Source organism: Gangjinia marincola, assembly GCF_039523415.1.
Classification (GTDB): Bacteria; Bacteroidota; Bacteroidia; order Flavobacteriales; family Flavobacteriaceae; genus Gangjinia; species Gangjinia marincola.
This window is the reverse complement of record NZ_BAAAFG010000001.1, coordinates 86,203-110,572: the sequence shown is the minus strand read 5'-3', so window position 1 is coordinate 110,572 and position 24,370 is coordinate 86,203. Positions and strand designations below refer to the sequence as shown.

22 protein-coding genes and 1 pseudogene are annotated in these 24,370 nt (G+C 37.7%); 16 read left to right on the top strand and 7 right to left on the bottom strand.

The window, feature by feature from the left end; genetic code table 11:
- Positions 1-2: 2 nt before the first annotated feature.
- Genes lpxA through ABD000_RS00510 form a run of 4 tightly spaced genes read right to left on the bottom strand, consistent with a single transcriptional unit; the run spans position 3 to position 4,465 of the window.
- Complete coding sequence (lpxA, locus tag ABD000_RS00525; RefSeq protein WP_343762431.1) at positions 3-785, bottom strand: acyl-ACP--UDP-N-acetylglucosamine O-acyltransferase; 783 nt, start codon at positions 783-785, stop codon at positions 3-5.
- 3 nt (positions 786-788) lie between these two features.
- Positions 789-2,195: a bifunctional UDP-3-O-[3-hydroxymyristoyl] N-acetylglucosamine deacetylase/3-hydroxyacyl-ACP dehydratase gene (locus tag ABD000_RS00520; RefSeq protein ID WP_343762429.1), complete on the bottom strand. Its 1,407-nt coding sequence runs from the start codon at positions 2,193-2,195 to the stop codon at positions 789-791.
- Positions 2,192-3,217 carry a UDP-3-O-(3-hydroxymyristoyl)glucosamine N-acyltransferase gene (lpxD, locus tag ABD000_RS00515; protein WP_343762427.1) on the bottom strand — a complete coding sequence of 342 codons (1,026 nt, stop codon included), beginning with the start codon at positions 3,215-3,217 and terminating at the stop codon, positions 2,192-2,194. The genes ABD000_RS00520 and lpxD overlap by 4 nt, the downstream gene beginning before the upstream one ends.
- Positions 3,218-3,241: 24 nt before the next feature.
- Positions 3,242-4,465, bottom strand: coding sequence for an HD domain-containing protein (locus tag ABD000_RS00510; RefSeq protein ID WP_343762425.1), 1,224 nt, complete (start codon positions 4,463-4,465; stop codon positions 3,242-3,244).
- Between the two features lie 376 nt (positions 4,466-4,841).
- Here ABD000_RS00510 and porX point away from each other — a divergent pair, with 376 nt between their 5' ends.
- From porX to ABD000_RS00470, 8 genes and pseudogenes are all read left to right on the top strand, one after another.
- A complete protein-coding gene (porX, locus tag ABD000_RS00505; protein ID WP_343762423.1) occupies positions 4,842-6,392 on the top strand; it encodes a T9SS response regulator signal transducer PorX in 1,551 nt (516 codons plus the stop codon).
- A 310-nt stretch (positions 6,393-6,702) separates the two neighbouring features.
- A pseudogene (locus tag ABD000_RS00500) lies at positions 6,703-7,341 on the top strand (putative polyvalent protein kinase domain-containing protein).
- 658 nt (positions 7,342-7,999) lie between these two features.
- Complete coding sequence (tsaE, locus tag ABD000_RS00495) at positions 8,000-8,434, top strand: tRNA (adenosine(37)-N6)-threonylcarbamoyltransferase complex ATPase subunit type 1 TsaE (RefSeq protein ID WP_343762420.1); 435 nt, start codon at positions 8,000-8,002, stop codon at positions 8,432-8,434.
- Between the two features lie 185 nt (positions 8,435-8,619).
- Entirely contained in the window at positions 8,620-8,784 is a 165-nt protein-coding gene (locus tag ABD000_RS00490; protein ID WP_343762417.1) for a hypothetical protein, read from the top strand.
- Positions 8,785-9,486: 702 nt separating this feature from the next.
- The gene (locus ABD000_RS00485; RefSeq protein ID WP_343762415.1) at positions 9,487-9,801 is read left to right on the top strand and encodes a DUF6787 family protein; all 315 of its coding nucleotides are present in this window, start codon (positions 9,487-9,489) and stop codon (positions 9,799-9,801) included.
- Positions 9,788-10,105, top strand: a complete 318-nt coding sequence (locus ABD000_RS00480; RefSeq protein WP_343762413.1) for a hypothetical protein — start codon at positions 9,788-9,790, stop codon at positions 10,103-10,105. The genes ABD000_RS00485 and ABD000_RS00480 overlap by 14 nt, the downstream gene beginning before the upstream one ends.
- A 46-nt stretch (positions 10,106-10,151) precedes the next feature.
- Entirely contained in the window at positions 10,152-12,551 is a 2,400-nt protein-coding gene (locus tag ABD000_RS00475) for a TonB-dependent receptor (RefSeq protein WP_343762412.1), read from the top strand.
- Between the two features lie 17 nt (positions 12,552-12,568).
- A complete protein-coding gene (locus tag ABD000_RS00470) occupies positions 12,569-13,159 on the top strand; it encodes a type 1 periplasmic binding fold superfamily protein (protein ID WP_343762410.1) in 591 nt (196 codons plus the stop codon).
- 54 nt (positions 13,160-13,213) lie between these two features.
- On the opposite strand, the gene ABD000_RS00465 is transcribed toward ABD000_RS00470, so the two are convergent.
- The 3 genes from ABD000_RS00465 to msrA all read right to left on the bottom strand — a co-directional run bounded on the left by ABD000_RS00465 (position 13,214) and on the right by msrA (position 14,884).
- Positions 13,214-13,504 (bottom strand): hypothetical protein, encoded by a 291-nt coding sequence (locus tag ABD000_RS00465; protein WP_343762408.1) that lies wholly within the window; start codon positions 13,502-13,504, stop codon positions 13,214-13,216.
- Positions 13,505-13,714: 210 nt separating this feature from the next.
- Positions 13,715-14,311 (bottom strand): GTP cyclohydrolase I FolE, encoded by a 597-nt coding sequence (gene folE / locus ABD000_RS00460; protein WP_343762405.1) that lies wholly within the window; start codon positions 14,309-14,311, stop codon positions 13,715-13,717.
- 15 nt (positions 14,312-14,326) lie between these two features.
- On the bottom strand, positions 14,327-14,884 hold the full coding sequence (gene msrA / locus ABD000_RS00455; RefSeq protein WP_343762403.1) for a peptide-methionine (S)-S-oxide reductase MsrA: 558 nt from the start codon (positions 14,882-14,884) through the stop codon (positions 14,327-14,329).
- 139 nt (positions 14,885-15,023) lie between these two features.
- Here msrA and ABD000_RS00450 point away from each other — a divergent pair, with 139 nt between their 5' ends.
- From ABD000_RS00450 to ABD000_RS00415, 8 genes are all read left to right on the top strand, one after another.
- Positions 15,024-17,471, top strand: coding sequence for a DUF5916 domain-containing protein (locus tag ABD000_RS00450; protein WP_343762401.1), 2,448 nt, complete (start codon positions 15,024-15,026; stop codon positions 17,469-17,471).
- A 53-nt stretch (positions 17,472-17,524) separates the two neighbouring features.
- Entirely contained in the window at positions 17,525-18,184 is a 660-nt protein-coding gene (locus ABD000_RS00445) for an ABC transporter ATP-binding protein (protein ID WP_343762399.1), read from the top strand.
- Positions 18,168-18,740, top strand: coding sequence for a CPBP family intramembrane glutamic endopeptidase (locus ABD000_RS00440; RefSeq protein ID WP_343762396.1), 573 nt, complete (start codon positions 18,168-18,170; stop codon positions 18,738-18,740). Before ABD000_RS00445 ends, ABD000_RS00440 begins: the two co-directional genes overlap by 17 nt.
- Positions 18,737-19,501, top strand: a complete 765-nt coding sequence (locus ABD000_RS00435; protein WP_343762395.1) for a TIGR02757 family protein — start codon at positions 18,737-18,739, stop codon at positions 19,499-19,501. Before ABD000_RS00440 ends, ABD000_RS00435 begins: the two co-directional genes overlap by 4 nt.
- A gap of 98 nt (positions 19,502-19,599) precedes the next feature.
- Positions 19,600-20,823, top strand: a complete 1,224-nt coding sequence (locus ABD000_RS00430) for a sensor histidine kinase (RefSeq protein WP_343762393.1) — start codon at positions 19,600-19,602, stop codon at positions 20,821-20,823.
- Positions 20,824-20,859: 36 nt separating this feature from the next.
- Entirely contained in the window at positions 20,860-22,782 is a 1,923-nt protein-coding gene (locus tag ABD000_RS00425; protein WP_343762390.1) for a BatA domain-containing protein, read from the top strand.
- Between the two features lies 1 nt (position 22,783).
- A complete protein-coding gene (locus ABD000_RS00420) occupies positions 22,784-24,034 on the top strand; it encodes a dihydroorotase (protein ID WP_343762388.1) in 1,251 nt (416 codons plus the stop codon).
- Positions 24,035-24,367 carry a hypothetical protein gene (locus ABD000_RS00415; protein WP_343762385.1) on the top strand — a complete coding sequence of 111 codons (333 nt, stop codon included), beginning with the start codon at positions 24,035-24,037 and terminating at the stop codon, positions 24,365-24,367.
- The last annotated feature ends 3 nt before the right edge of the window (positions 24,368-24,370 follow it).

Genomic DNA, 24,370 nt, shown 5'->3' with positions numbered 1-24,370 from the left:
AATTAATTTGAAAAATATCCTTTCATGATTCCACGTTGTGAGCCTTTGATAAACTCTAAAATGTCATCACGTTCAGGAGTTGCAGCCATTTCAGCTTCGATGATCGAAGCTGCCTGCGAATTATTGTAATTTTGTTGATATAGAATTCTGTAGATGTTTTGAATCTCCCTGATTTTATCGGTGGTGAACCCTCTGCGGCGTAGACCGACAGAATTAATTCCAACATAAGAGAGCGGTTCTCGGCCTGCTTTTACATACGGTGGAACATCTTTACGCACTAAAGAACCTCCCGTCACAAAGGCATGAGATCCTATGCTGCAAAATTGCTGTACTGCAGCCATCCCGGCCAGTACGACGTGATCGCCCACAGTAATATGACCTGCTAAGGTACTGTTGTTAGAAAAAACACAGTTATCACCTACAATACAGTCATGAGCAATATGGCAATACGCCATGATCCAACAGTTCTTGCCGATTTGGGTCTTCATACGATCATTGGTACCTTTATTAACGGTAACGCATTCTCTAAGCGTAGTACCGTCACCAATGATGGTTAAGGTATCCTCATCCTGATACTTAAGATCTTGAGGTACTGCAGAAATTACTGCTCCCGGAAAAATATTTACGTTTTTCCCTATACGTGCCCCTTCCATGATGGTAACATGAGGACCAATCCATGATCCCTCGCCAATCTCAACATTGTTGTGAATGACAGAGAAGGGTTCAATGACCACATTTTTGGCAATTTTTGCCCCGGGATGAACGTATGCTAAGGGTTGATTCATAGACTATTGATCTTTTACTTTTACAATTTGCGCCATTAACTCTGCCTCTGTTGCAAGTTTACCATTGGCGTAGGCGTATGCCTGCATGTGGCAAATCCCCCTGCGAATAGGAGATAATAACTCTGCTTTAAAGATAAGCGTATCCCCGGGAACAACTTGTTGTTTGAACTTAACCTTATCAATTTTCATAAAGTAGGTAAGGTAATTTTCAGGATCAGGGACGGTGCTTAGTACTAATATTCCGCCGGTTTGCGCCATGGCTTCAATCTGTAATACCCCCGGCATAACCGGTGCACCGGGAAAGTGACCTTGAAAAAAGGGCTCATTCATGGTTACATTCTTTACACCTATGACCATTTTTTCAGTTAACTCATAAATCTTATCCAGCAGTAAAAATGGCGGACGGTGAGGCAACATATTCATGATCTGTACCACATCCATTAAAGGGGGTTGATTTAAATCAACCGTAGGAACGTTATTCCTTTTTTCGATCTTAATGATCTTAGCCATTTTTTTGGCAAACTGAGTATTGACAAAATGCCCTGGTTTGTTGGCGATTACTTTTCCGCGAATGCGGGTGCCGATTAATGCTAAATCACCGATTACGTCCAACAGTTTGTGACGTGCAGCTTCATTAGGATGATGCAAGGTAAGGTTGTCTAAAATTCCATTCGGCTTGACCGAAATATTATCCTTATTAAAAGCAACCCTTAGTTTATCCATTGTCTCTGGCGAAAGCTCTTTATCTACATAGACAATAGCATTGTTGAGATCACCGCCTTTAATGAGGCCGTGTTCCAGTAACGCTTCAATTTCATGGAGAAAGCTAAAGGTTCTGGAGTCTGAAATTTCGTCTTTAAACTCTGATAAATGCTTGATAGAGGCATTTTGAGTCCCGAGTACTTTCGTCCCAAAATCTACCATAGTAGTTACCTGGTACTCATTAGAAGGCATCACGATAATTTCACTGCCAGACTCTTCATCTGTGTAAGAAATCACTTCTTTGACCACATATTCTTCGCGATCAACATCTTGTTCTTCTATTCCCGCCTTCTCAAGTGCCTCTACAAAGTACTTGGATGATCCATCCATAATGGGAGGCTCTGCAGCATCTAACTCAAGTAAAATATTATCTACTTCTAATCCTACACAGGCTGCAAGAACATGCTCAGATGTTTGTATGGTGACTCCGCGTTTTTCAAGGTTAGTACCGCGATTGGTATTTACCACATACGTTGCATCTGCCTCTACAATCGGCTGGCCTTCTAAATCTACACGCTTAAAGGCGTATCCATGATTAGGTGGTGCAGGTTTAAAGGTTAAGGTTACTTCTTTGCCGGTATGAAGTCCCACTCCCTTAAGTGTGACTTCTTTTTTTATGGTACGTTGTTTTGTAGATGTTGAAATCATTTCAAATCCATTTTACGTTGTATATCGTTTAATTCTTTGACGGTTTGAGGCAGGTTTTTAAAGAGTACATAGGATTTATTATAATCCCCGTAATTAAGTGCCGGTGAGCCCTGCAGGACTTCATCATCTTTTACATTTCTCCCAATGCCTGATTGTGCCTGGATTTTAACGCGGTTACCTATGGTAATATGCCCAACTATTCCTACCTGACCACCAATAAGACAGTGTTTTCCAATTTTTGTGGAACCCGCAATGCCAGATTGTGCTGCGATTACAGTATGTGCTCCAATTTCAACATTATGAGCAATCTGGATTTGATTATCCAATTTGACTCCTTCTCGTATTATGGTTGATCCCAGCGTTGCTCTGTCAATCGTTGTACCGGCACCCACATCGACGTGATCCTCAATGATCACATTGCCGGTTTGCGGAATTTTCTCGTATTGTCCATTTTCATTAGGCGCAAAACCAAAACCATCTGCGCCAACGATTGCTCCGCTGTGAATGACACAGTTATTTCCAATAATACTTTCTGAATAAATCTTCGCTCCTGCAAAAACGACTACATTATCACCCATCGTTACGTTATCTCCAATGTATACGTTTGGATAAATTTTTACGTCCTTTCCAAGTGTGACATTATCTCCCAAATAACTAAACGCACCTACGTACAGGTCATCCCCGTAGGAAACATTTTCTGATACAAAACTAGGCTGTTCTATTCCAATCTTGTTTAGTTTCACTTTGTTATAGTACTCAAGCAAGGTAGAAAAAGCCGTGTACGCATCTTGAACCTTAATTAAGGTCGTAGTAATATCCTTCTCTGGTATAAAATCATCATTTACAATGCAAACACTGGCATCTGTATCGTAGATAAAGGATGTGTACTTGGGATTAGCGAGAAAAGTTAACGAACCCTTTTTACCCTCTTCAATCTTTGCCAATTGAGAAACCTCTACTTCAGGATTACCTTCTACTTCACCTTGAAGAATTGAGGCAATTTGGGCGGCTGTAAATTTCATCTTGACAAAAATAGAAAAATTGAACTAATCTTTAGGATAGCAAGCGTAATATTTGGTTACGGTAGAACTAAGTGCCTCCAGATTAAGCTGATCTGAAGCTTTAGCCACATCTGTAATTTTTCCGTTTTTACGTAAAATCAAAATGTTCTCTTTATCAGCCTGATATGCGAGGTTAGAAATTTTACCGCTAAAAACAAAATAGTTTGCTTCCGCAGCAGTAATAGTAAGCTGCTTTACTACTGCCTCCTTATGTCGTACTAGCTTTTGTTGATCTATGGGCTTATTTTTTAGCTTGACCTTTAATAAATCACGATGAATGATCATTGCTGAAAGTTTAGATAATACAACATCCTCATGGTGCTGCCAATCTTTCATGGCCATGACCAGATCATAATCATCCAACTGAGAAAATGTGGTTAAGGCTTTCGCCGAAAAATCTTGCTGCCTAACAGAATGCTGTAAAAAATACCATAAGGCTTCACTGCATTTGAGTGATACTCCCTGCGCCACCAATTCCTTGGCTCTTTTAAGCATACGTATGAGTAATTGCTCTGCTACCAAACTTGTTTTATGAAGATACACTTGCCAGTACATGAGCCTTCTTGCAACTAAAAATTTTTCGACCGAATAAATTCCTTTTTCTTCAATCACCAACGTGTCGTCTACTACGTTAAGCATGGTAATGAGACGTTCACTGTTGATATTGCCTTCGGCTACGCCGGTATAAAAACTATCCCGCTTGAGATAATCCAGCCGATCCATATCCAACTGACTTGAAATTAACTGACACATAAATGAACGCTTGTACGAACCTGTGAAAATTTCAATCGCGAGATCTAACTTACCGCCGAATTCTATGTTTAGCTCACGCATGAATTGTAAGGAAATCCACTCATGGGAAATCCCATCCACGATGCTATGCTCCATAGCGTGTGAGAATGGACCGTGGCCTATGTCGTGCAGTAAAATGGCCAGTTGTAACGCCTCGGCTTCAGCTTCAGAAATTTCTACGCCTTTAAATCTCAGTACGCTAATGGCTTTTTGCATGAGATGCATTCCGCCAAGAGCGTGATGAAATCTGGTGTGATGTGCACCGGGATACACCAGGTAAGACATCCCCATTTGTGAGATTCTGCGTAAGCGCTGAAAGTAACGATGCTCAATCACATCAAAAATAAGTTCATTAGGAATAGTAATAAACCCATAAATTGGATCGTTTAATATTTTAAGTTTGTTGCGCTTTCTCACAGATTGCTTTTTCGGAATAATAGTTGAGTAAAAATAGTAAGATTACGATGAATGGATGGTGGGATAGTGTACAATTTATAGGATTCTAGTTTTTTGATTGTGAATGATACGTTAGAAAGTTGAAAGACGAAAGACGAAAACTATTTTCCAAAAAAACTAAGTACTATATACTGATGATTGCAACTTAAGAATCAGGAATCAGTACTCAGGACTAACGACTAGCAGCTAATAACTAAAGACTAAGGACTCCGGAATCAGGAATCAAGACTCAGGACAAGGACTAGCAGCTAAGAGCTAATAACTAACGACTAAAAATAAAGACTAATAGCTAAAAACTAATGACTAAGTACTAATAACAAACAATGAATAACTACTTATGAACAATATTAATATACTTTGGGTCGATGATGAAATTGATTTATTAAAACCACACATTCTTTTCTTAGAAGGTAAAGATTATGCGGTTACCACATGTCAAAGCGGCATGGAAGCGCTTGAAGAGGTCGATCAAAAACGTTTTGATATTGTCTTTTTAGATGAAAACATGCCCGGATTGACGGGATTAGAAACTCTATCAGAACTTAAGGAAAAGCAGGCGAACCTTCCTGTGGTTATGATCACCAAAAGTGAGGAAGAATACATCATGGAAGAGGCCATTGGCTCTAAAATCGCTGACTACCTGATCAAACCGGTAAACCCCAATCAGATTTTACTTAGTTTAAAGAAAAACCTGGATCACTCGCGCTTGATTTCAGAAAAAACTACATCTGATTATCAGCAGGAATTTAGAAAGATTGCCATGGATATGGCAATGATCAATGATATAGAAGGCTGGGTTGAGCTATACCAAAAATTGATTTACTGGGAACTTGCGCTTGAAAGCGTGGAGGACCCCGGAATGTTCGAAATCCTCACCTCACAAAAGTCTGAAGCCAACATGCAGTTTGGAAAGTTTATCGACAAAAACTATCCTGATTGGTTTAATGGCGGTGAAGCCCCGGTGATGTCGCATACGCTGTTGAAAGAGAAGGTTTTTCCACATTTGAAGCAAAAAGATCCTACCCTACTCATTGTGATTGACAATTTGCGTTATGATCAGTGGCGTGCCTTTGAACCTTTGCTAAATCCCTACTATAAAAAAATAGAAGAAGAAGCTTATTTTAGTATTTTACCTACGGCAACGCAGTACGCCCGAAATGCCATTTTTAGTGGATTGATGCCTGCCGATATGGAAAAATTGCATCCTGATCTTTGGCTCAATGATACCGAAGACGGCGGTAAAAATATGCACGAAAATGAATTCTTACAGGCCAACCTTAAACGGTCTGGATTAAACCACCTCAAAACCGAATACCACAAAATCCTCAACGCCAAAAATGGGAAGAAAATGGTAGATCAAATCAGGTCGTTTAAAAATAATGACCTGACTGTTATTGTGTATAATTTTGTAGATATGCTCTCTCATTCCAAGACCGAAATGGATATGATCAAGGAGCTTGCTTCTAATGATAAATCCTATCGTTCACTGGCAGAAAGCTGGTTTAAAAATTCGCCTTTGTTTGAATTGATTCAGCAGGCACAGCAACTCGGGTTTAAATTAATGATTACCACAGATCACGGTACGATCAATGTAAAAAACCCGTCTAAAGTTATTGGTGATCGCAATACCAGCTTGAATTTACGTTATAAAACAGGTAAAAGCTTAACGTACGAAGAAAAAGAAGTGCTGGCTGCCACAAACCCTAAGAAAATTCATTTACCCAGCATCAACATGAGCAGCAGTTTTATTTTTGCGAAGAATGATTACTTTTTTGCCTACCCTAATAACTACAATCACTATGTAAGTTATTATAGAAATACATACCAACACGGTGGTGTATCGCTGGAAGAAATGATCATTCCTTTTGTGCGGCTGGAGCCGAAGTAAAGTCCCCTCTTAATCTCCCCTAAGGGGAGAATATACTCATGGATTTGTCATGACTGCGATTTTCATGTCATACCTGCGCAGGCAGGTATCTTAATTGATTATTGGGCTTAAGGCGAAGAAAATTCTTTACTATGAAAAGATGATAAACAACCTCACCCTCTTTCCCTCCCCCAGAGGGAGAGGGAAGCCAGTGATTACAAGTAAAAAAAAAGTATAAGAGTACTCCAAAACACTGTGATATAAGCAAAAAGACTATGGTTAAATCTTAACGCTATTTTTTGGTATATTGCTTGATGATTTATGTGTTTAAATGAATGTTCAGCAAATAAAATATGAAATACAGCATATCATTTCAGGAAAGAGCAGCGCAAGCTATGATGCACTTATCCAAACAATTGCCGGTTACCTTAGAAGAGGCACGAAAGCAAGCCCAATGGCTCAAAAAAAACACCAGTACAAGGCACAGGAAACAAAAGATTTAATTGAGTTCGCCAGGTCGAATAATATTTTAATTGACACTATACCTCTTCATGATTTTGTATCTAGTGGAGCAGAACAAAAAGTTTATATCAAAGATACAGCACATGTTGTTAAATTGAACGATTGTGTATATTATGTTTCTTGGGAAGATTATTTCTATAGTCTTTTGCTTCACAACTATTTCTTTACAGATACTGCTTATGAATTCAAAGGCTTTTATTTACTTGATGACGTTCTGCACGCCGTTGTTCAACAACCTTACGTCAAGGCAAATTAATTAACAAATCTTGATAACGTTAATAAATTCATGATAAATAATGGATTTATTAATACCAGACGTCATGACTATCACCATCCACAACTGGGAATTATTATTGAAGACCTACATGATGAAAATGCTCTTACATCTGATGACTTGTTGTATTTTATTGATACTGTGTTCTATATTCTTCCCGAAGAATTTTGGTGAAATACACTTATATTGCCTCTAGAATATTTTAACCACTACCTAGCTAAGCTGCTGAGCTACTTTAGGTTTATATTCCGATTTAGCTTTTCACCCTTCGTAAGTAATTTAACGTCGACATTGTTAGCTGGCACACCTGCGCAGGCAGGTATCTCATATTGATTATTCCGCTTAGGGCAAAGTAAATTCTTTATAATGAAAGAATGATAAGCACCCTATGTGGAGAAGGAAGCCTACAATGCCTATGTTTGCAATATTCGTGTCCGTCCTACTTCGTCAAGCTCAGCATGAAGGAAGGAAGGAAAGTCTCGTCTAAAAGACAAGGTTGGGAGGTGTTATACATATAACAGTCATTTCGATCCGCCGGCTGGCGGAGAGAGAAGGGCGTACAGCTAAAAAGCCTCACGTAAAATTTCTAAAGATTCCCATATTGCTCCACCGCTAGTCTACTTCGCCAAAGTGGCTATTGCTACGAAGGCCGAGAAGTTATGGCGACACGCGGGCACAGGAATGACAATAAAAATCTAAAATAAGCTTCTCTCCCTTCCTGCCTTCGACGATCCGCCGGCTGGCGGAGAGAGAAAGGCACTATTAAAAGAACTATAAAATTTCCATCATTCTGGCAATCACTAATCTTACGGATTATCTTTACCCAAAAAAAGTGAAACCGCTCTACTCCACTACATACACCTTAAATCAACTTGACCAAGTAGCAGATGATGTTGCACAAATTATTTGCCAGCATAAATCATTAACCACAACCGTACTTTTTCGCGGAGATCTGGGTGCAGGTAAGACCACCTTGATCAAGGCATTATGCCGAAAATTAGGTGTAACCGATCGAATTTCCAGTCCAACATTTTCTCTCGTCAATGAATATAAAGCTGCAAACGGGTTGATTTATCATTTTGACTTTTACCGCATTGAAGATGAAACAGAAGCCTATGACATAGGATTTGAAGAATATGTAGCTACTTCTCATTGGAAATTTATCGAATGGCCGGATCAAATAAAGGGGCTTTTACCGGCAACATCTATCCAACTCGCGCTTAGCGAATTATCGCAGGATAACCGAGAAATTAACCTCTTTATCTAAAATACACCCAAAATCCTTGTTTTTATTGAATATGCAGTAGATTTAGCAATCCTCTACACATAATCAGGCAAAAATTCAATTTCACCAAAAAATCGCTAAAGATACGGCGAAGATAGTTCCTATGCCTAACTATTTTCATAGTAGGTTTGTACCATTAATACGAACAAACAAAACAACCTACGATTATGAAAACCAAGAATTTTATATTTACTTTAGCGGCAGTAGCAACCCTATCTATAACGACTATAAGTTTTGCACAACAACAACCACAGGAAAAATCTGAAACAAAAACCACAAAACAACTCCCAAAAGTTGAGAAAGCGGAAATCAAAATACCTACTAAAGGGTAGCCTGATCTCTTTTTTAATATTAGTTTCTCCATCAATATTTTATTTATATGAGAGTCTTCCGCGTGAAAGCGAATGGAAGACTTTTCTATTTACATATAATAGCGGGTACTTTCAAAATGTTCAGGTCGCATTTTGGACTTATATGAGTAAAATAGTTCCAATATACCTATTAACTATATGGTTTGTTACCTGTCGTAATTGGTGGTACCATGTTATTCTTGTTCCATTAATTATGTTTCTCTTTCAATTGTTTAATGCCATAAATGATGACGTTAGTTACTTTGACGTTATCGAAATTTGGTATATAATACCAGTTATAATAATCATAGTTCCTCTTGTTTATTTCATAAGAGTTAAAGTTTTTAATCCATTAGATAATATGTCATCTGAAGAATTAGAGAAAGAATTATCAGTCAGAAATACTATATGGGATTCGTTTAAAGATTTATTTCGATAGGGTCATTTCGATCCGCCGGATGGCGGAGAGAAATCTTACTGTCGCTAGCACTAATACGCTTGATAGGCATCGTGTAAAATACATTAGGATTTTCCTCTGTCGCTAGCGCTTATACTGTAGATAGGCTATGTGCAAAATACATTAAGATTTCTCTCTCTCCGCCAGCAGGCGGATCGTTCGAAATGACTAATTCTCTTCATTTACAATTAGGACATATGAGCCTCAGTCCCTACTTTTGCACTGCTATGGAAAAACTAAAAGAGCGTTGGGGAATTTCTTCCAATTGGCAATTGGTTATCATCTTTATTGTCTTTGGGATCACAGGATCACTCTCGGCCAAACTAGCTGAGCCACTCACACATCTCATAGGTTTGGATCAAGAACATATTAGCGGTTGGATTTACTGGCCGGTTAGAATACTCCTCATTTTTCCTATTTATCAATTATTATTGGTCTTTTTTGGCTGGATGTTTGGTCAATTCAATTTTTTTTGGACCTTTGAAAAGAAAATGTTTCGCAGACTTGGATTTGCGCGTTTTTTCCCAGATGAAGAACATTAAGATACATATCCTTACCAGTTGGTTGCTTGTTGCGGTATTCGCTTTACCTACGCTTCAGCAGGCACTTCATGCACTTGAGGGTCATACACACACGGTGTGTACAGATGCTTCGGTACATCTTCATCAAGGAGAAGCAGAGTGTGACTTACACGACTTTCAGCTTAATCCTGTCACCTATTTTCCGCAGGAAAATAGTACCATACGGGTAACAGCGCTATTTTCAACTACACACTGGAACTACTTATCAACACGTCTTGTTCCGCCATTCTCCACCAATCCACTTAGAGGTCCACCACAGGCATAATTCTTTAGCCGCCCTTATTTCTAAGTTTCACGTTAATTCACTTTTGTTGAAAAACATTTTGATCATTTGTTGCTGCTTATGCAGTAGCATATTCTATTCACAGTCCTGTTTATTTACGCTACAAGGACAGGTGATTGATTTTCATAATCAAGAACCACTAGCAAATGCACAGGTGTATCTCCCAGTCCTCAATCGTTCTACGATAACAGATCAGAAGGGTGAATTTGTCATTGATAACTTGTGCAATCTTAACATATACCTAGAAATTTATCATATCTCCTGTGAACCTTATCAAAAAGAGATCAGTTTTGAAACCAATAAACCTATCGTGTTCTACATGGAGCACCATTTGGAAGAATTAGAAGAAGTAGCTATGAAAACCAGTACTGTCGCCAGAGAAACCGTGTCTGCTCAAGAACAAACCTTAAGCGCTCAAGAGCTTACAGTGTTGAGCAGCGGCACGCTTGCAGATGCAATTAGTACAATGGGAGGAGTTTCAACCATTAGTACGGGTGGTGGTATTGTCAAACCTGTGATTAGAGGATTGACCGGTAGCCGGATCATTACTATGAACAATGGAGTGCGCATGCAAGATATGGAATGGGGTGATGAACATGCTCCGGCGCTGGATCTTAATAGTGCAACTTCTGTCAAAGTAGTGAAGGGAGCTTCGTCTTTACGCTATGGTAGTGATGCCATAGCAGGTATTATCGTACTAGATGCTAAATTTCCTAAACTTATAGATACGATTTCAGGCAACGTCAATCTAAGTGGTCAAACAAATGGCAGAGGTGGAAGTGTCTCTGCGACTATAGCAAAATCTACTGCCAAAGGATGGTTTTTTAATAGCCAGGGCTCTTACAAACGATTAGGAGATTTTGAAGCACCAGAATATGTATTATCTAATACAGGCTTACGCCAGGTAGGCTTTAATGCTCATGGTGGATTCAATAATTTTGAAAAAGGATTTGAGATACACTATAGTTTCTTTGATACGTCACTAGGTATTTTGCGGGCGGCTCATATTGGTAATAGTGATGATTTGATCACAGCAATCAATTCGCAAGAACCTAATGTAGTAAACCCATTTACCTATGAGATTGATAATCCATTTCAAGAAGTACAGCACCATCTTGTAAAAGCAGAATTTTTCAAACGATTTGCTGGTCTGGGAAAGTTAGATGTTCAATATGATTTTCAATTTAATGATCGCAAGGAGTATGATATTAGACGTGGAGGACGTAGTGAAATCCCTGCGATGGATCTTGATCTAACTACGCATACTGCTACAGCTAATTTTACCTGGGATTCGCTGGATGATTTTGTTATTGAAACCGGACTCTTAGGGAGGTATCAAATAAATTTTCCAAATCCTGATACTGGTGTACGCCGATTTATTCCAGACTACGATAAATATGAAGCAGGAGCATACGCTACGGGAAGAATGGATTTTTCTGAGAAAATATCTGTTGAAGCCGGCCTACGCTATGATCTGCATTATATTAACGCAAAAAAGTTTTATTTAGACACCAGATGGGAAGAAAGAAACTATGATGAGGACTTTTTTGATATTATAGTTGGTGATGACGAATTTGGTATAGAGTTGTTAACCAATCCAGAATTTACGTTCCATAATTGGGCTTTCTCTGGAGGGATGCAGTACCAACCAAATCCCGAAAATTCACTTTCGTTTAATTACAGTCTGGCACAGCGTCCTCCCAATCCGGCAGAATTATTTAGTGATGGCCTGCATCACTCTGCGGCACGAATAGAACTGGGCGATTTACGCAACGGCCAAGAGACTGCTCATCGATTGAGTCTGACGTATGTGTTGAGAAAAGACCGTTTTAAATTAAAAGTGGAACCTTTTTTCAATCCTATTGAAGATTTTATTCAACTTGAAACTGTTGGTTTGCAACTATCGATTAGAGGAGCGTTTCCAGTTTGGGAATATCAACAAGTTGACGCAACGTGGTATGGTGCTGACGTAAGTTCATCTGTACAATGGAATGATCAGCTATCGTCAGATCACATTTTTTCTTTTATTAAAGGATACAATCGTACTGAAGATTTACCACTTTTTGACATTCCTCAAATTAACATAACTCAAACTTTGCGATATAACGTACCATCTATTAATGCCAGTGCATCTATAGGTTCGCGCTTATTTTTGCAACAAAATGAAACACCACCAAACTTTTTTGTGTTTTCACAGTTAGCACAAGAAGAAGTTTTACTGCGAATCAATGATGCCCCTAAAGGATACCATTTACTGGACTTTACTTTTAGTAAGCATTTTACATTATCAAATAGAAATAATCTAATATTAAACGCATTGGGTACAAATGTACTCGATACCGCATTTCGAAACTATACCAGCAGATTAAGATACTTTGCTGATGGGATAGGCCGAAATATTTCACTTCAATTAATTTATAATTTTTAACCTTAATTCAAACACTCATGAAAACGTTCAAACTTTCTTTATTAGTAATCGCTACAGCTTTATTTTTTAGTTGTGATGACGATGATGACAATCCTGTACAAATAAATCCGGAAGAGTTAATAACCAGTGTAACCTTGGTTCTTGAAAGTCCAAGTGGAAATGTCACCCTATCTGCAACTGATGTAGATGGATTCGAAGGGCCCTCTCCTGTAGTTACTACAACGAATGGCGGTAATTTACAGGCAAATACTACCTACACAGTGACATCAATTTCACTTTTAGACAGCTCAGATCCTAATGATATTGAAAATATCACTGATGAGATCGAAGAAGAAGCCGATGAACACCAATTCTTTTATCAGATTAGCGGTCTTGATGCCACTGCATCTTACACAGATAGTGAAGCAGACTATGATGACGATAGCGACAGCGATTTGCCGGTAGGACTTTCTTTTACGTTAGTAACTGGGGATGCTAGTTCTGGCACGTTTACGCTTACATTAAGACATGAACTTGATAAAGAAGCCGCAGGTGTAGATGAAGGTGATATTACCAATGCCGGTGGAGAGACAGATACTTCTGTAACCTGGAATTTAGTAATTGAATAATTACAACGTTCTCAATATTAGCCAAAAAAAGCGCCGATCCCGGCGCTTTTTATATTATCCAACTATTATTTCTTTAGGTTTTTCTTTAGCAAATACATACATGTACAGCCAGGTGATCGTGAATGTGGGTATGATATCTAATCCAGGTAAAGCTTCTTCTACAAAAGCAATTTTACTTGCTATGCTTCCTACTTTGCCTTTATAGAGTTTTGTCATTGCCCAGGCAGAAATAGGTGCCCAGATGATATCAGATAATTCTCCTACAAATGGAATGGTAAAAGACAACATACCAATCGCGTCTAAGATCAATCCAATAAAGAGCTTTGTATATTTTTTTTCTAACATAGTGATGTTAATTAATTCACTATTCTTAAGCAAATAGTATTCCAAAAATACCAATTAATATTCTAATTTTAGGTTAGAGATGCGAAGTTTCATTTACAGAAGGCGAAGCTATAACTTCTTTGCATAGCCTAAGTTATGGCAAGAAGCTACAATGAAGCATCCTTTAAAATGAACAAGTATTCGAGACTAAAATTAGAATATTAATTGGTATTATCTTAAATCAGAACTAATCAGCTTCAGGAATTCTGTGCGGGTCTCCTGGCGTTCAAATTCGCCTCTAAATCCGGAGGTGGTAGTAGTAGAATTCTGCTTTTGCACTCCGCGCATCATCATACACATATGTGAAGCTTCAATCACTACTGCAACTCCTTTAGGCTTTAAGGTATTATTGATACATTCTAAAATATCGTGTGTAAGCCGCTCCTGTACTTGTAATCTTCGGGCAAAAACATTTACTATCCGCGGTAATTTACTCAATCCAACGATATGACCGTTTGGAATATAAGCAATGTGCGCCTTTCCAAAAAAAGGAAGCATATGGTGCTCACATAAGGAATATAACTCTATGTTCTTTACAATAACCATATCATTGTAATCTTCTTTGAACATCGCTCCATTCAAAATTTCTGCGGCATCTATCTCATAACCTGAGGTTAAAAATTGCATTGCTTTTGCGGCACGCTCTGGTGTTTTTAATAAACCTTCACGAGACGAGTCTTCGCCAAGGTCTGCTATGATGGATTTAAATTTATCTTTTACATCGTTCGTAACCTCGATGTTGTACTCTTCAAACTTTCGGTAAGGCATGTAATATGAAATTAATTAACCGGCAATGCGGTTGGATTTAAGCTTGTCGCTAAATGAATTACGCAGCTTTTCTAATTTTGGGTTAATGACAACACGGCAATAGGGTTGATTAGGATTAGACGTGTAAAAATCCTGATGATCTTCTTCGGCTACGTAAAAAACATCCAGTGGAGTTACTTCGGTGACAATAGGATCATCAAAAATTCCACGATCATTTAGTTCTTCTATCTTAGCTTCAGCCAATTGTTTTTGTTCTTCACTAGTATAAAATATAGCCGATCTGTATTGCGTACCACGATCATGCCCCTGTTGATTTAGAGTAGTTGGATCATGCGTTGTAAAAAATATGTCTAATAAGGTATTATAGGAAATAACCTGAGGATCAAACGCAAATTGAATTCCTTCGGCATGACCTGTTCTGCCGGTACAGATTTCGCGATAGGCAGGATTTTTAATTTGTCCACCGGTATAGCCCGATAGAACATTATAAACTCCTTCTACCCGTTCAAAAACTGCTTCTGTACACCAAAAACATCCTGCGGCAAATACGGCGGTCTCTTTAGTTGAACTCATGAATTATCAAACGTTAATTTTGTTTAAGCCAAAGGTAGATAATGTAAAACAAAACAAATTTTCATTTAACGTTTCGTTAGTATGTGCTTTCTAGTGAACAATGTTAGCTTTGCAATCTTACGATGTGGGCTAACTATTTATGACATTTTTACGCATTTGCACTTATTTTATTTTCTTTTCCTGTTTTTTAGGAATAGCCCAAACCACTACTAAACAAAAAGAGCTTAAAGCAACCCGAATCACTAATCCTCCTAAAATCGACGGTATTTTAGATGATGATGTGTGGGATAAGCTTCCCTCCTACGGTGATTTTTTTAATTTTGAACCCGAAAATCAGGGCATGGCGCCAGATACTCATTTATCTGAAGTCAAATTAGGATATGATGACAAGGCCGTGTACATCGCCGCCTATCTATACGATGAAAACCCAGATGAAATCCTGAAGCAATTTAGCCAGCGGGATGAAATTTTTGTACAGGCAGATCATTTTATGGTGGCAATCAATAGCTATAATGATGGAATCAACGAAACGCGCTTTTGGGTAACCAGTGCCGGAACGATTGGAGATAGCAGGGTTACACAAAATGATCAGGACTTTGGATTTAATGTGGTTTTTCAAGCAGAAATCTCTTACGATGAAAAAGGCTGGTATGTAGAATATAAGATCCCGTACAATACCTTACGTTTTCCCGAAATTGACATACAAGACTGGAGCATTAATTTTTACCGTCGTGTAATTCATAAAAATGAAGGTTACAGCTGGAATTATATTGATCGTGAAGTAGGCAGAGAAACCCAATACAACGGGTTGTTGACTAATATTAAGAATGTTGATCCCCCTACCCGACTTTTATTTTTTCCATTTGGTCAGGTCCAAAGCAGATTTTCAAAAGGTGCTGCGCCAGAAACAAGTTTTAGTGCGGGTATGGATATTAAATACGGGTTAAGTGATAGTTTTACCCTTGATGCCCAGCTTATTCCAGACTTTGGCCAGGTGGCCTTTGATGAAGTTGTACTTAACCTTGGACCCTTTGAACAAACTTTTAATGAAAACCGTGCATTTTTTACAGAGGGTATTGACCTGTTTAATCGCGGTAATATTTTTTTCTCCCGAAGAATTGGCGGCGAACCAACCGGCAGCGTGTTCCTTAGGGACAACGAACAAATCATTGAAGTCCCCGGAACCATTAACTTACTCAACAGCATTAAAGTTACCGGAAGAACCAAAGATAACCTGGGTATAGGAATTCTCAATTCTATTACCGAGGATACATTTGCTACTGTAGAAGATACTATCACAGGTAATCGCAGAAAAGAACTTGCAGAACCATTAACAAATTATAATGTGTTTGTTCTAGACCAACAGTTTAATGGTAACTCTTCGATTTCAATTGTTAATAGCAGTGTTATAAGATCTGGAAGTGAGTTTAGAGATGCAAATACCTCTGCCTTTGTGTTTGATGTTGCCGATAAGAAAAATACCATCCGATCTTCAGGTAGAGCCGTTGTGAGTAATGTGCGCGATAATGGATTAACGACCGGTTTGAGAACCGAGTTAGATATTTATAAGATTACCGGGAATTGGCGCTATCGATTTGGTCATGACTTTTCAAACACAGATTATGACATCAATGATCTAGGACTTAACTTTAGGAATAACTTTAATAGTTTTGTGGTAGGCGGTTCCTATCAAATTTTTGAACCTAATAAAATCTTTAATCGTTATCGCATAGAACTTACTGCGCGCCATCGACGATTATATCAACCCGATGTTCAAACCAGTAATCGTTTTTCATTGGATAGTTTCTTTGTTTTACCATCCCGAACCGCATTTGGTGGTGATTTGAATTTTGAAACAGATGAGGATGATTATTTTGAACCCAGGTTAGACGGCCGATTTGTAACCTTTAGCAGTAATCTGGGCGGAAGGACCTGGATATCTACCGATTACAGAAGAAAATTTGCATTTGATGCCGGCATCTCCTACCGTGAATTTTTTGATGATGAAGTAACGCGATACAGTGTAGATTTCTCTCCGCGTTATCGCTTTTCCGATCGATTTTTATTGGTGCTTTCGTCAGAATATGGCCTTCGTGACAACGAATTTGGCTGGGTGGATAATACAGAAACAGATGTATTTTTAGGACAGCGAAATGTAACAACCATAGAAAATTCATTAAATGCCAGTTTTAATTTTGACCCGTTTAAAGCAATCAACCTTCGCTTTAGAAACTTTTGGAGTACCGCAGATTATTCTAATGATGTGTTCTACCTCCTCAATCAAGACGGCACCAGATCCCAGATAGACTTTTATGACTTTGAGAATACAGACCTTAATAACCCTAACCGCAATTTTAATATCTGGAACCTGGACATTAGCTTTCAATGGAGGTTTGCTCCGGGTAGTTTTGCAACTCTACTCTATCGCCACCAACTTTCACAAAACGATAATGAATCTACTCTTGGCTATCAAGAAAGCCTTAATAAATTGTTTGAACAATCATTGCAAAATACCTTGTCTCTGCGAGTAAGTTATTTTATCGATTACAATAATTTATCCGGTTTATTTTCTAAGAAAACCTCTTGAGGTCAACATTGCTCATTAGTTCGTAAAGTAGTATTTTCACACTTTAAACGTATATGATTAAAGCCACCGGTATCCACAAACATTATGGGGATTTACATGTCCTAAAAGGGGTAGATTTACATATTAAACAAGGGGAGATTGTATCCATTGTGGGAGCTTCGGGTGCAGGAAAGACAACACTTCTTCAGATTTTGGGGACATTAGATCATTTTGATCCAATGCCTGATGCTACATTGGAGATAAATCAAACGAATATTGCTTCGCTTTCGCGGAAGATGCTTGCCAGATTTAGAAATCAACACATTGGTTTTATTTTTCAGTTTCATCAATTATTACCAGAGTTTACTGCACTGGAGAACATTTGCATTCCCGCATTTATTGCAAAAACAAGTAAAACCGAAGCCGAAACCAGAGCCAGGGAATTACTTCATTTTTTAGGACTTTCTCAAAGAGAGGATCATAAACCGGCTGAACTCAGTGGCGGAGAGCAACAACGCGTTGCAGTCGCCAGGGCGTTGATTAATAATCCGGCGGTAATATTTGCCGATGAACCTTCGGGCAATTTAGACAGCGAATCTGCTGAAAGTTTGCATAACCTATTTTTTGAATTACGCGAACAGTTTAATCAAACCTTTGTTATCGTTACTCACAACAATGAATTAGCTAATATGGCTGATCGCAAACTTACTATGGTCGATGGACGTATCGTTTAATATTGAAGATGAGCTGATCAAATTGTATCGTTTTGTCAAACGACCCACCTGGTCTCCAGAACCTTACCAATCCAAACTGCATAAATTATTGGTCTTTAGTTTTTTACTTGTGTTAAGCTTAATTGCAGGATTACTTCTTGGAGCATGCATTCAAGCAATTCAACAGTTCGATTTTTTTGAGCCTACCCAACACGAGATGGAAAAAATGATGTATGAGCATCCTAAGTACTATATTTTTCTACTGGGTGTAGTTGCAGCTCCATTATTGGAAGAATGCATTTTTAGAGGACCTTTACTATATGCGAGTAAGTTTGAGAAGTTATTCCCCTACTTCTTTTATGCCTCTGTTCTTCTATTTGGTTTTGTTCATCTCTCTAATTACCAATTAAATACTTCTGTACTATATTTTGCTCCTATTTTAGTGAGCGCGCAGCTTTTTACGGGAATAACATTTGGCTATATAAGAGTAAAATTTGGATTACTCTATAGTATTGCCCTACATGCTTCCTACAATGGTATTTTGTTTCTTCCCTTCTTATTTTTTGATTTCTCTTGAAAAAAGCCGATTTAAAAAATTTCTTGGATCAAAAGGTAGAACAATACAATCAGTTTAGTTTTATTGCGCATGATCCTATCGCTATTCCCCATCGATTTAGTAAAAAGGAAGATATTGAGATTTCGGCATTTTTAGTAGCGACTATTGCTTGGGGGAATCGTAAAAGCATTCTTACCAATGCCAATAAACTAATGAGTTTGATGGATGATGCTCCACATGATTTTGTCATAAATCATGAAGTCAACGATTTAGAAAAACTAAGCTCCTTTGTTCATCGCACGTTCAATGGAGATGATCTTCTTTATTTTATTTCGGCTTTAAAAAATATCTATCAAAACCATGCAGGCCTGGAAAGCGTTTTTTCATTAAAAAGTACCTCTAAAAGTACGCAAGCAGCAATAACTCATTTTAAAAAGATCTTTTTCGAACTGCCTCACTTACAACGTACCGAAAAACACGTCAGTGATCCCTCAAAGAATTCTGCCGCTAAACGTCTTAATATGTTTTTGAGATGGATGGTACGAAAAGATCAGGGTAGTGTTGATTTTGGACTGTGGGATACTATTGCTACCTCTGCGCTATCTTGCCCATTAGATGTGCACTCTGGTAACGTCGCCCGTAAATTAGGTCTTTTAAAACGTAAACAAAATGACGGGAAAGCACTAACAGAATTAGACAAAACTTTAAGAAAACTGGATCCTCTGGACCCCGTTAAGTACGACTTTGCACTTTTTGGACTGGGTGTTTTTGAACGCTTTTAGATAATATAAGGACGTAAATGAAACAATTGTTAAAATTTATGCCAATTTTATGTACATTTGAATTCACTTAATCTGTTTAAGTGTTTAAACCATGTACTATGCAACTTGCAGCCAGACCACTTAATGAATTTGATCGCTTGCAAGCTGTACGCAGTTATGACATTCTTCATACACCGGCAGAATCAGAGTTTGACGAAATAACACGACTGGCCAAACAAATCACAGGTGTTCCCATTTCATTAATTTCAATTGTAGACGATAGCGAAGTTTGGTTTAAATCAGCAGATGGTATGAATATATGCTCCTCTGATCGATTATTATCTTTTTGTAGTCATACGATTACGCAACCCGACCATCAACTGGTCATAGAAAACACAAAAGAACATCCTCTTTTCTATGATCATCCCTTTGTTAAAGACGCTAAAGAACCCATTATGTTTTACGCAGGGATCTCTTTAATAGACAAAAACAATTTTTCTTTAGGAACACTTTGTGTTATTGATAATGAGCCAAATTCAATTACTCAGGATCAATTGAATGCACTTAAAATTCTCGCAAATCAGGTTACGCGATTAATTGAATATAAAAAAACCAACAATCGCTTTAAAGAAGCTAAACGCAGATTAGAAGAGCAAAATAGTGAACTTAAGAATTTTGCCGGGGTAATTTCTCATGACATGAAAATGCCGTTAGCCAACATGGTTGTGACAACAGATGTATTGCGCAAAAAATATGAAGAAAGTCTAGACGATCAGGGAGTTAGATACCTGGATTACCTCAAACAATCTTCATTTACGCTGAGTAAATACATTACCGATATTTTAGCGCATTATGAGAGTGATAATATAGCAAAAGATAAGTCGCTTATATCGACCTTTCAATTTAACCATTTGCTGGAAAGCTTAACCGATATGTTGAGCATTAAAGATGATTGTAAATTCACCATCCCTGAAGAAGATATTACAATTATCGGGAATCAGGCCGCACTGGAGCAAATACTCTTAAATTTAATTGGCAATAGTTTAAAGTATAACGATAAAGAGCTTATTGAAATCTGCATTGACTGTAATGAAGATCAATATTATTATTATATCTCTATCAAAGACAACGGAATTGGCATACCGGAGGATAAAGTGGATAGCATTTTTGACCTGTTTACCACAGTTGCACACGAGGATCGATCTGGATCCCGTGGTAATGGCATTGGTCTATCTACGGTAAAGCGTCTGGTAGACAACCTCAATGGGAATATTCATGTGGCTTCTAAAGTAGGAGAAGGAACTACATTTAACTTTACCATCAAAAAAGCAGCCGATTCTTAATACCGTTTTTTATCTTTGGCCTGATATAGAAAACGAATGCTGTTTAAACATCCTCACGTACTTTACGCTCTCTTTTTACTCATCATTCCTATCCTTGTTCATCTTTTTCAACTAAGAAGATTTCAAAAAACGGCTTTTTCTAACGTAGAATTCTTAAAACAAGTTTCACAACAAACCAGAAAAAGCGCTCAACTCAAAAAATGGCTTACACTTTTAGCCAGAATAGTGCTTTTTGCAAGTATTATCATCGCATTTGCCCAACCCTACGTGCCGGCAGAAAATATTGCTCTCAAAGAAAAAGAACTTGTTATTTATCTGGATAATTCCTTTAGCATGCAGGCAAAAGGTAAACGTGGTGTATTACTCAATCGCGCAGTACAGGAATTATTAGAACAATTGCCGCAAGAAGAGCGTTTTACGCTATTTACTAATAATTCATCGTATCAAAATACAACCTTAGCATCGATCAAAGAAGAATTAAAGGAATTGTCTTTTTCTGCGGAAACAAATTCACTAAAGGACTATATATATAAAGGTGCCTCATATTTTTCGGAAGATCCTAAGACTAATAAGCAACTTATTCTAATTACCGATGCGCAAGGGAATTTGGACCTACCAGACTGGAATAATGATATTGCAATTTCATTAATCGTCAGTCAGCCGGAAGATTCTCAAAATATAAGTATTGATAGTTTATACTTAACGAATAACTTTCAACAAAACCCAACCCTCAATGTAAATTTATCCAGCAACACCCAGCGTGAAAATACGACAGTGACTTTGTATAATGAGGAACAAATTTTAGCTAAAACAAGTGTTTCATTTGATGAGAGCAGAGAAGCTTCTGCACAATTTACACTCTCCAATCCCATTATCCCAAAAGGACGAGTTGAGATTATTGATAACGGACTTACGTATGACAATTCTTTCTATGTAAGTCTAAATAAACCTGAACTTATTGAGGTAATTGCCCTTTCTGGAACAGACGATGATTTTTTAACACGTTTATATCCTACAACTGAATTTAAGTATCAAAATTTTGAAGAGAAGGACATTGATTTTAGTGCATTAAGTAAAGTGAATACACTAATTATTAACGAATTAAAACAAATCCCTGCGTCGCTTATTCCAATACTTTCAAAACATCTTTCAGATGGAAAGCATTTGATTATTATACCACCTAAATCAAAAGATTTAAGTAGCTATACACGCTTAACAACTCAATTGATTCAGCTTTCATTGGGAGAAAAGATTGTGCAGGAACGTTTGCTCACCACAATTAATTATGATCATCCACTATTTGAAAATGTATTTGATCGTAAGGTGGATAATTTTCAGTATCCAAAAGTACAGGAATACAGCCCGATCCGTTCTACTTCTAGTGCTCTTTTGAGCTTTGAAAACAATGATCCTTTTCTAATAGAAGAAAACGGTGTTTATGTATTTAGCTCCTCTTTAAGTAACGATATCACTAACTTTAAAAACTCTCCGCTAATCGTACCCACCTTTTATAACATTGCACGCCAGAGTGCTAATGTTCCTAAATTATATTACACCGTAAGTGAAGTTGAAGACATTCAAATTAATGCACAGCTAAAGAAAGACCGCGTAGTACAACTAAAAAACGCAAAAGAACAGTTTATACCGCAACAGCAAAACTTAGGAGATAATGTGCTCATCACTACAAATAAACTACCAGAACAAGCCGGTAATTTTGATGTCCTTCAAGACGAAACATCATTAACTACATTAAGTTATAATTATAGTAGGTCAGAGAGCAACCTTAATTATATGGATCTGCAAAGCCTGCCAGACTTTATTTCAGTCAAAGAGAGTGTTACAACCTTTTTTAATGAACGATTAAGTGAAAACACTATTACCGGACTTTACAAATGGTTTCTTATTTTAGCACTAATAGCATTATGTATAGAAATACTACTTCTAAAATTCCTCAAGTAACATGAACATTCTTTTAAAATCTGCCATAATCATAGATCAGAATTCAGAATTTCATGAAAAAAAAGTTGACCTTTTTATTGAAAATGGAATCATTAAAAATATTGAGAAAAATTCTACTAAAAAGGCTGATCAGGTTATTGAACATAAGGATTTATACATATCCCCCGGGTGGTTTGATAGCAGCGTCAACTTTGGTGAACCCGGTTTTGAAGAACGCGAAACTATTGAACATGGCTTAAAGGTTGCTGCTAAAAGCGGGTTTACTGCCGTAGGTGTAAATGCAAATCTAAAACCGGTGACTGATAACAATTCTGCAGTATCCTTCTTATTTCATAAAGCTAAAGACAATTTGGTTGACTTATTCCCGGTAGGCGCATTAACCAATGAAGGAAAAGGTGAAGATCTGGCAGAATTATACGACATGAAAAGTGCAGGTGCGATTTCATTTTATGACAACAAGAAACCCATCTCTAATCCCAACTTGCTTAAAATAGCATTACAGTATACTCAAAATTTTAAAGGTCTGGTGCAGTCTTTTCCTATGGATAATAAGATCGCAGGTAATGCGACTGTAAATGAACATGTAACTAGCACAAACTTAGGATTAAAGGGTATTCCCGCTATGGCCGAAGAGCTTCAGGTTGCCAGAGATTTGCACTTACTTAAGTATACAGATGGCAAATTGCATATACCAACAATCTCTACGGCAGGTTCTGTCGAACTAATAAAAGAAGCTAAGAAAAAAGGGCTTGACGTAACCTGTAGCGTTTCAATTTTCAATCTTTACTTTGACGATTGCGCATTAAACGAATTTGATACGAACTATAAGCTTATGCCCCCGCTTAGAACTAAAGAAGATATAAAATCTTTACGAAAAGCATTGAAAGAGGGTGTTATTGACATGGTCACCAGTGATCATACACCAATTGATATTGAGCATAAAAAAGTAGAATTTGAACACGCTCTTTATGGATCTGTAGGCCTTGAGCACACATTTAAAGCACTTTTATCCATATATTCTGTAGAAGATACCCTGGCTATTTTATCCAGAGGACGATCACGATTTGGCATACATAATTCAATCATCAAAGTAGATCAAACCGCTAATATTACACTGGTCGCTCAAACTGAAGCAACAAAAGTCCAAGTTGACGATATTTTGTCAACCTCAAAAAACTCGGCTTTCATTCATGAAACATTACCCGGTAGAATCATTGGAGTTATGAATAATAATCAACTCATGCTTAACTAGATGGATCAACAAACTGTACAAGAAGGAAAAACCACTGCAGTAATTGCCTATATTTTCTTTATAGGTGGTATCATTGCAGTATTTATGAATATTGATTCAAAGAATAAGTTTGCAGCTTTTCACATACGGCAAGCAGTGGGAATACATCTCACCTATTTCCTGTTCATTTTTATCATCAGCAATCTGGATAGTTGGTTAATTAGCACTTGCTTTATATTAATAATCATGACCTCTTATCTATATGGAATAGTGAACGCGGCTCAAGGAAAAGCCAATCTGTTGCCCGTTGTGGGAACTTATTTTCAGCAATGGTTCAAAACATTTGCACCTTAATGT

What these genes read in the sequence shown, in the direction of transcription:
- ABD000_RS00520 (WP_343762429.1), bottom strand. Translation starts at nt 2,195, where the DNA reads ATGATTTCAACATCTACAAAACAACGTACCATAAAAAAAGAAGTCACA.
- msrA (WP_343762403.1), bottom strand. Translation starts at nt 14,884, where the DNA reads ATGAGTTCAACTAAAGAGACCGCCGTATTTGCCGCAGGATGTTTTTGG.
- ABD000_RS00470 (WP_343762410.1), top strand. Translation starts at nt 12,569, where the DNA reads ATGAAAACGTTCAAACTTTCTTTATTAGTAATCGCTACAGCTTTATTT.
- folE (WP_343762405.1), bottom strand. Translation starts at nt 14,311, where the DNA reads ATGCCTTACCGAAAGTTTGAAGAGTACAACATCGAGGTTACGAACGAT.
- ABD000_RS00480 (WP_343762413.1), top strand. Translation starts at nt 9,788, where the DNA reads ATGAAGAACATTAAGATACATATCCTTACCAGTTGGTTGCTTGTTGCG.
- lpxD (WP_343762427.1), bottom strand. Translation starts at nt 3,217, where the DNA reads ATGAAATTTACAGCCGCCCAAATTGCCTCAATTCTTCAAGGTGAAGTA.
- ABD000_RS00450 (WP_343762401.1), top strand. Translation starts at nt 15,024, where the DNA reads ATGACATTTTTACGCATTTGCACTTATTTTATTTTCTTTTCCTGTTTT.
- ABD000_RS00485 (WP_343762415.1), top strand. Translation starts at nt 9,487, where the DNA reads ATGGAAAAACTAAAAGAGCGTTGGGGAATTTCTTCCAATTGGCAATTG.
- ABD000_RS00465 (WP_343762408.1), bottom strand. Translation starts at nt 13,504, where the DNA reads ATGTTAGAAAAAAAATATACAAAGCTCTTTATTGGATTGATCTTAGAC.
- ABD000_RS00420 (WP_343762388.1), top strand. Translation starts at nt 22,784, where the DNA reads ATGAACATTCTTTTAAAATCTGCCATAATCATAGATCAGAATTCAGAA.
- ABD000_RS00430 (WP_343762393.1), top strand. Translation starts at nt 19,600, where the DNA reads ATGCAACTTGCAGCCAGACCACTTAATGAATTTGATCGCTTGCAAGCT.
- ABD000_RS00445 (WP_343762399.1), top strand. Translation starts at nt 17,525, where the DNA reads ATGATTAAAGCCACCGGTATCCACAAACATTATGGGGATTTACATGTC.
- lpxA (WP_343762431.1), bottom strand. Translation starts at nt 785, where the DNA reads ATGAATCAACCCTTAGCATACGTTCATCCCGGGGCAAAAATTGCCAAA.
- porX (WP_343762423.1), top strand. Translation starts at nt 4,842, where the DNA reads ATGAACAATATTAATATACTTTGGGTCGATGATGAAATTGATTTATTA.
- ABD000_RS00490 (WP_343762417.1), top strand. Translation starts at nt 8,620, where the DNA reads ATGAAAACCAAGAATTTTATATTTACTTTAGCGGCAGTAGCAACCCTA.
- ABD000_RS00440 (WP_343762396.1), top strand. Translation starts at nt 18,168, where the DNA reads ATGGACGTATCGTTTAATATTGAAGATGAGCTGATCAAATTGTATCGT.
- ABD000_RS00415 (WP_343762385.1), top strand. Translation starts at nt 24,035, where the DNA reads ATGGATCAACAAACTGTACAAGAAGGAAAAACCACTGCAGTAATTGCC.
- ABD000_RS00425 (WP_343762390.1), top strand. Translation starts at nt 20,860, where the DNA reads ATGCTGTTTAAACATCCTCACGTACTTTACGCTCTCTTTTTACTCATC.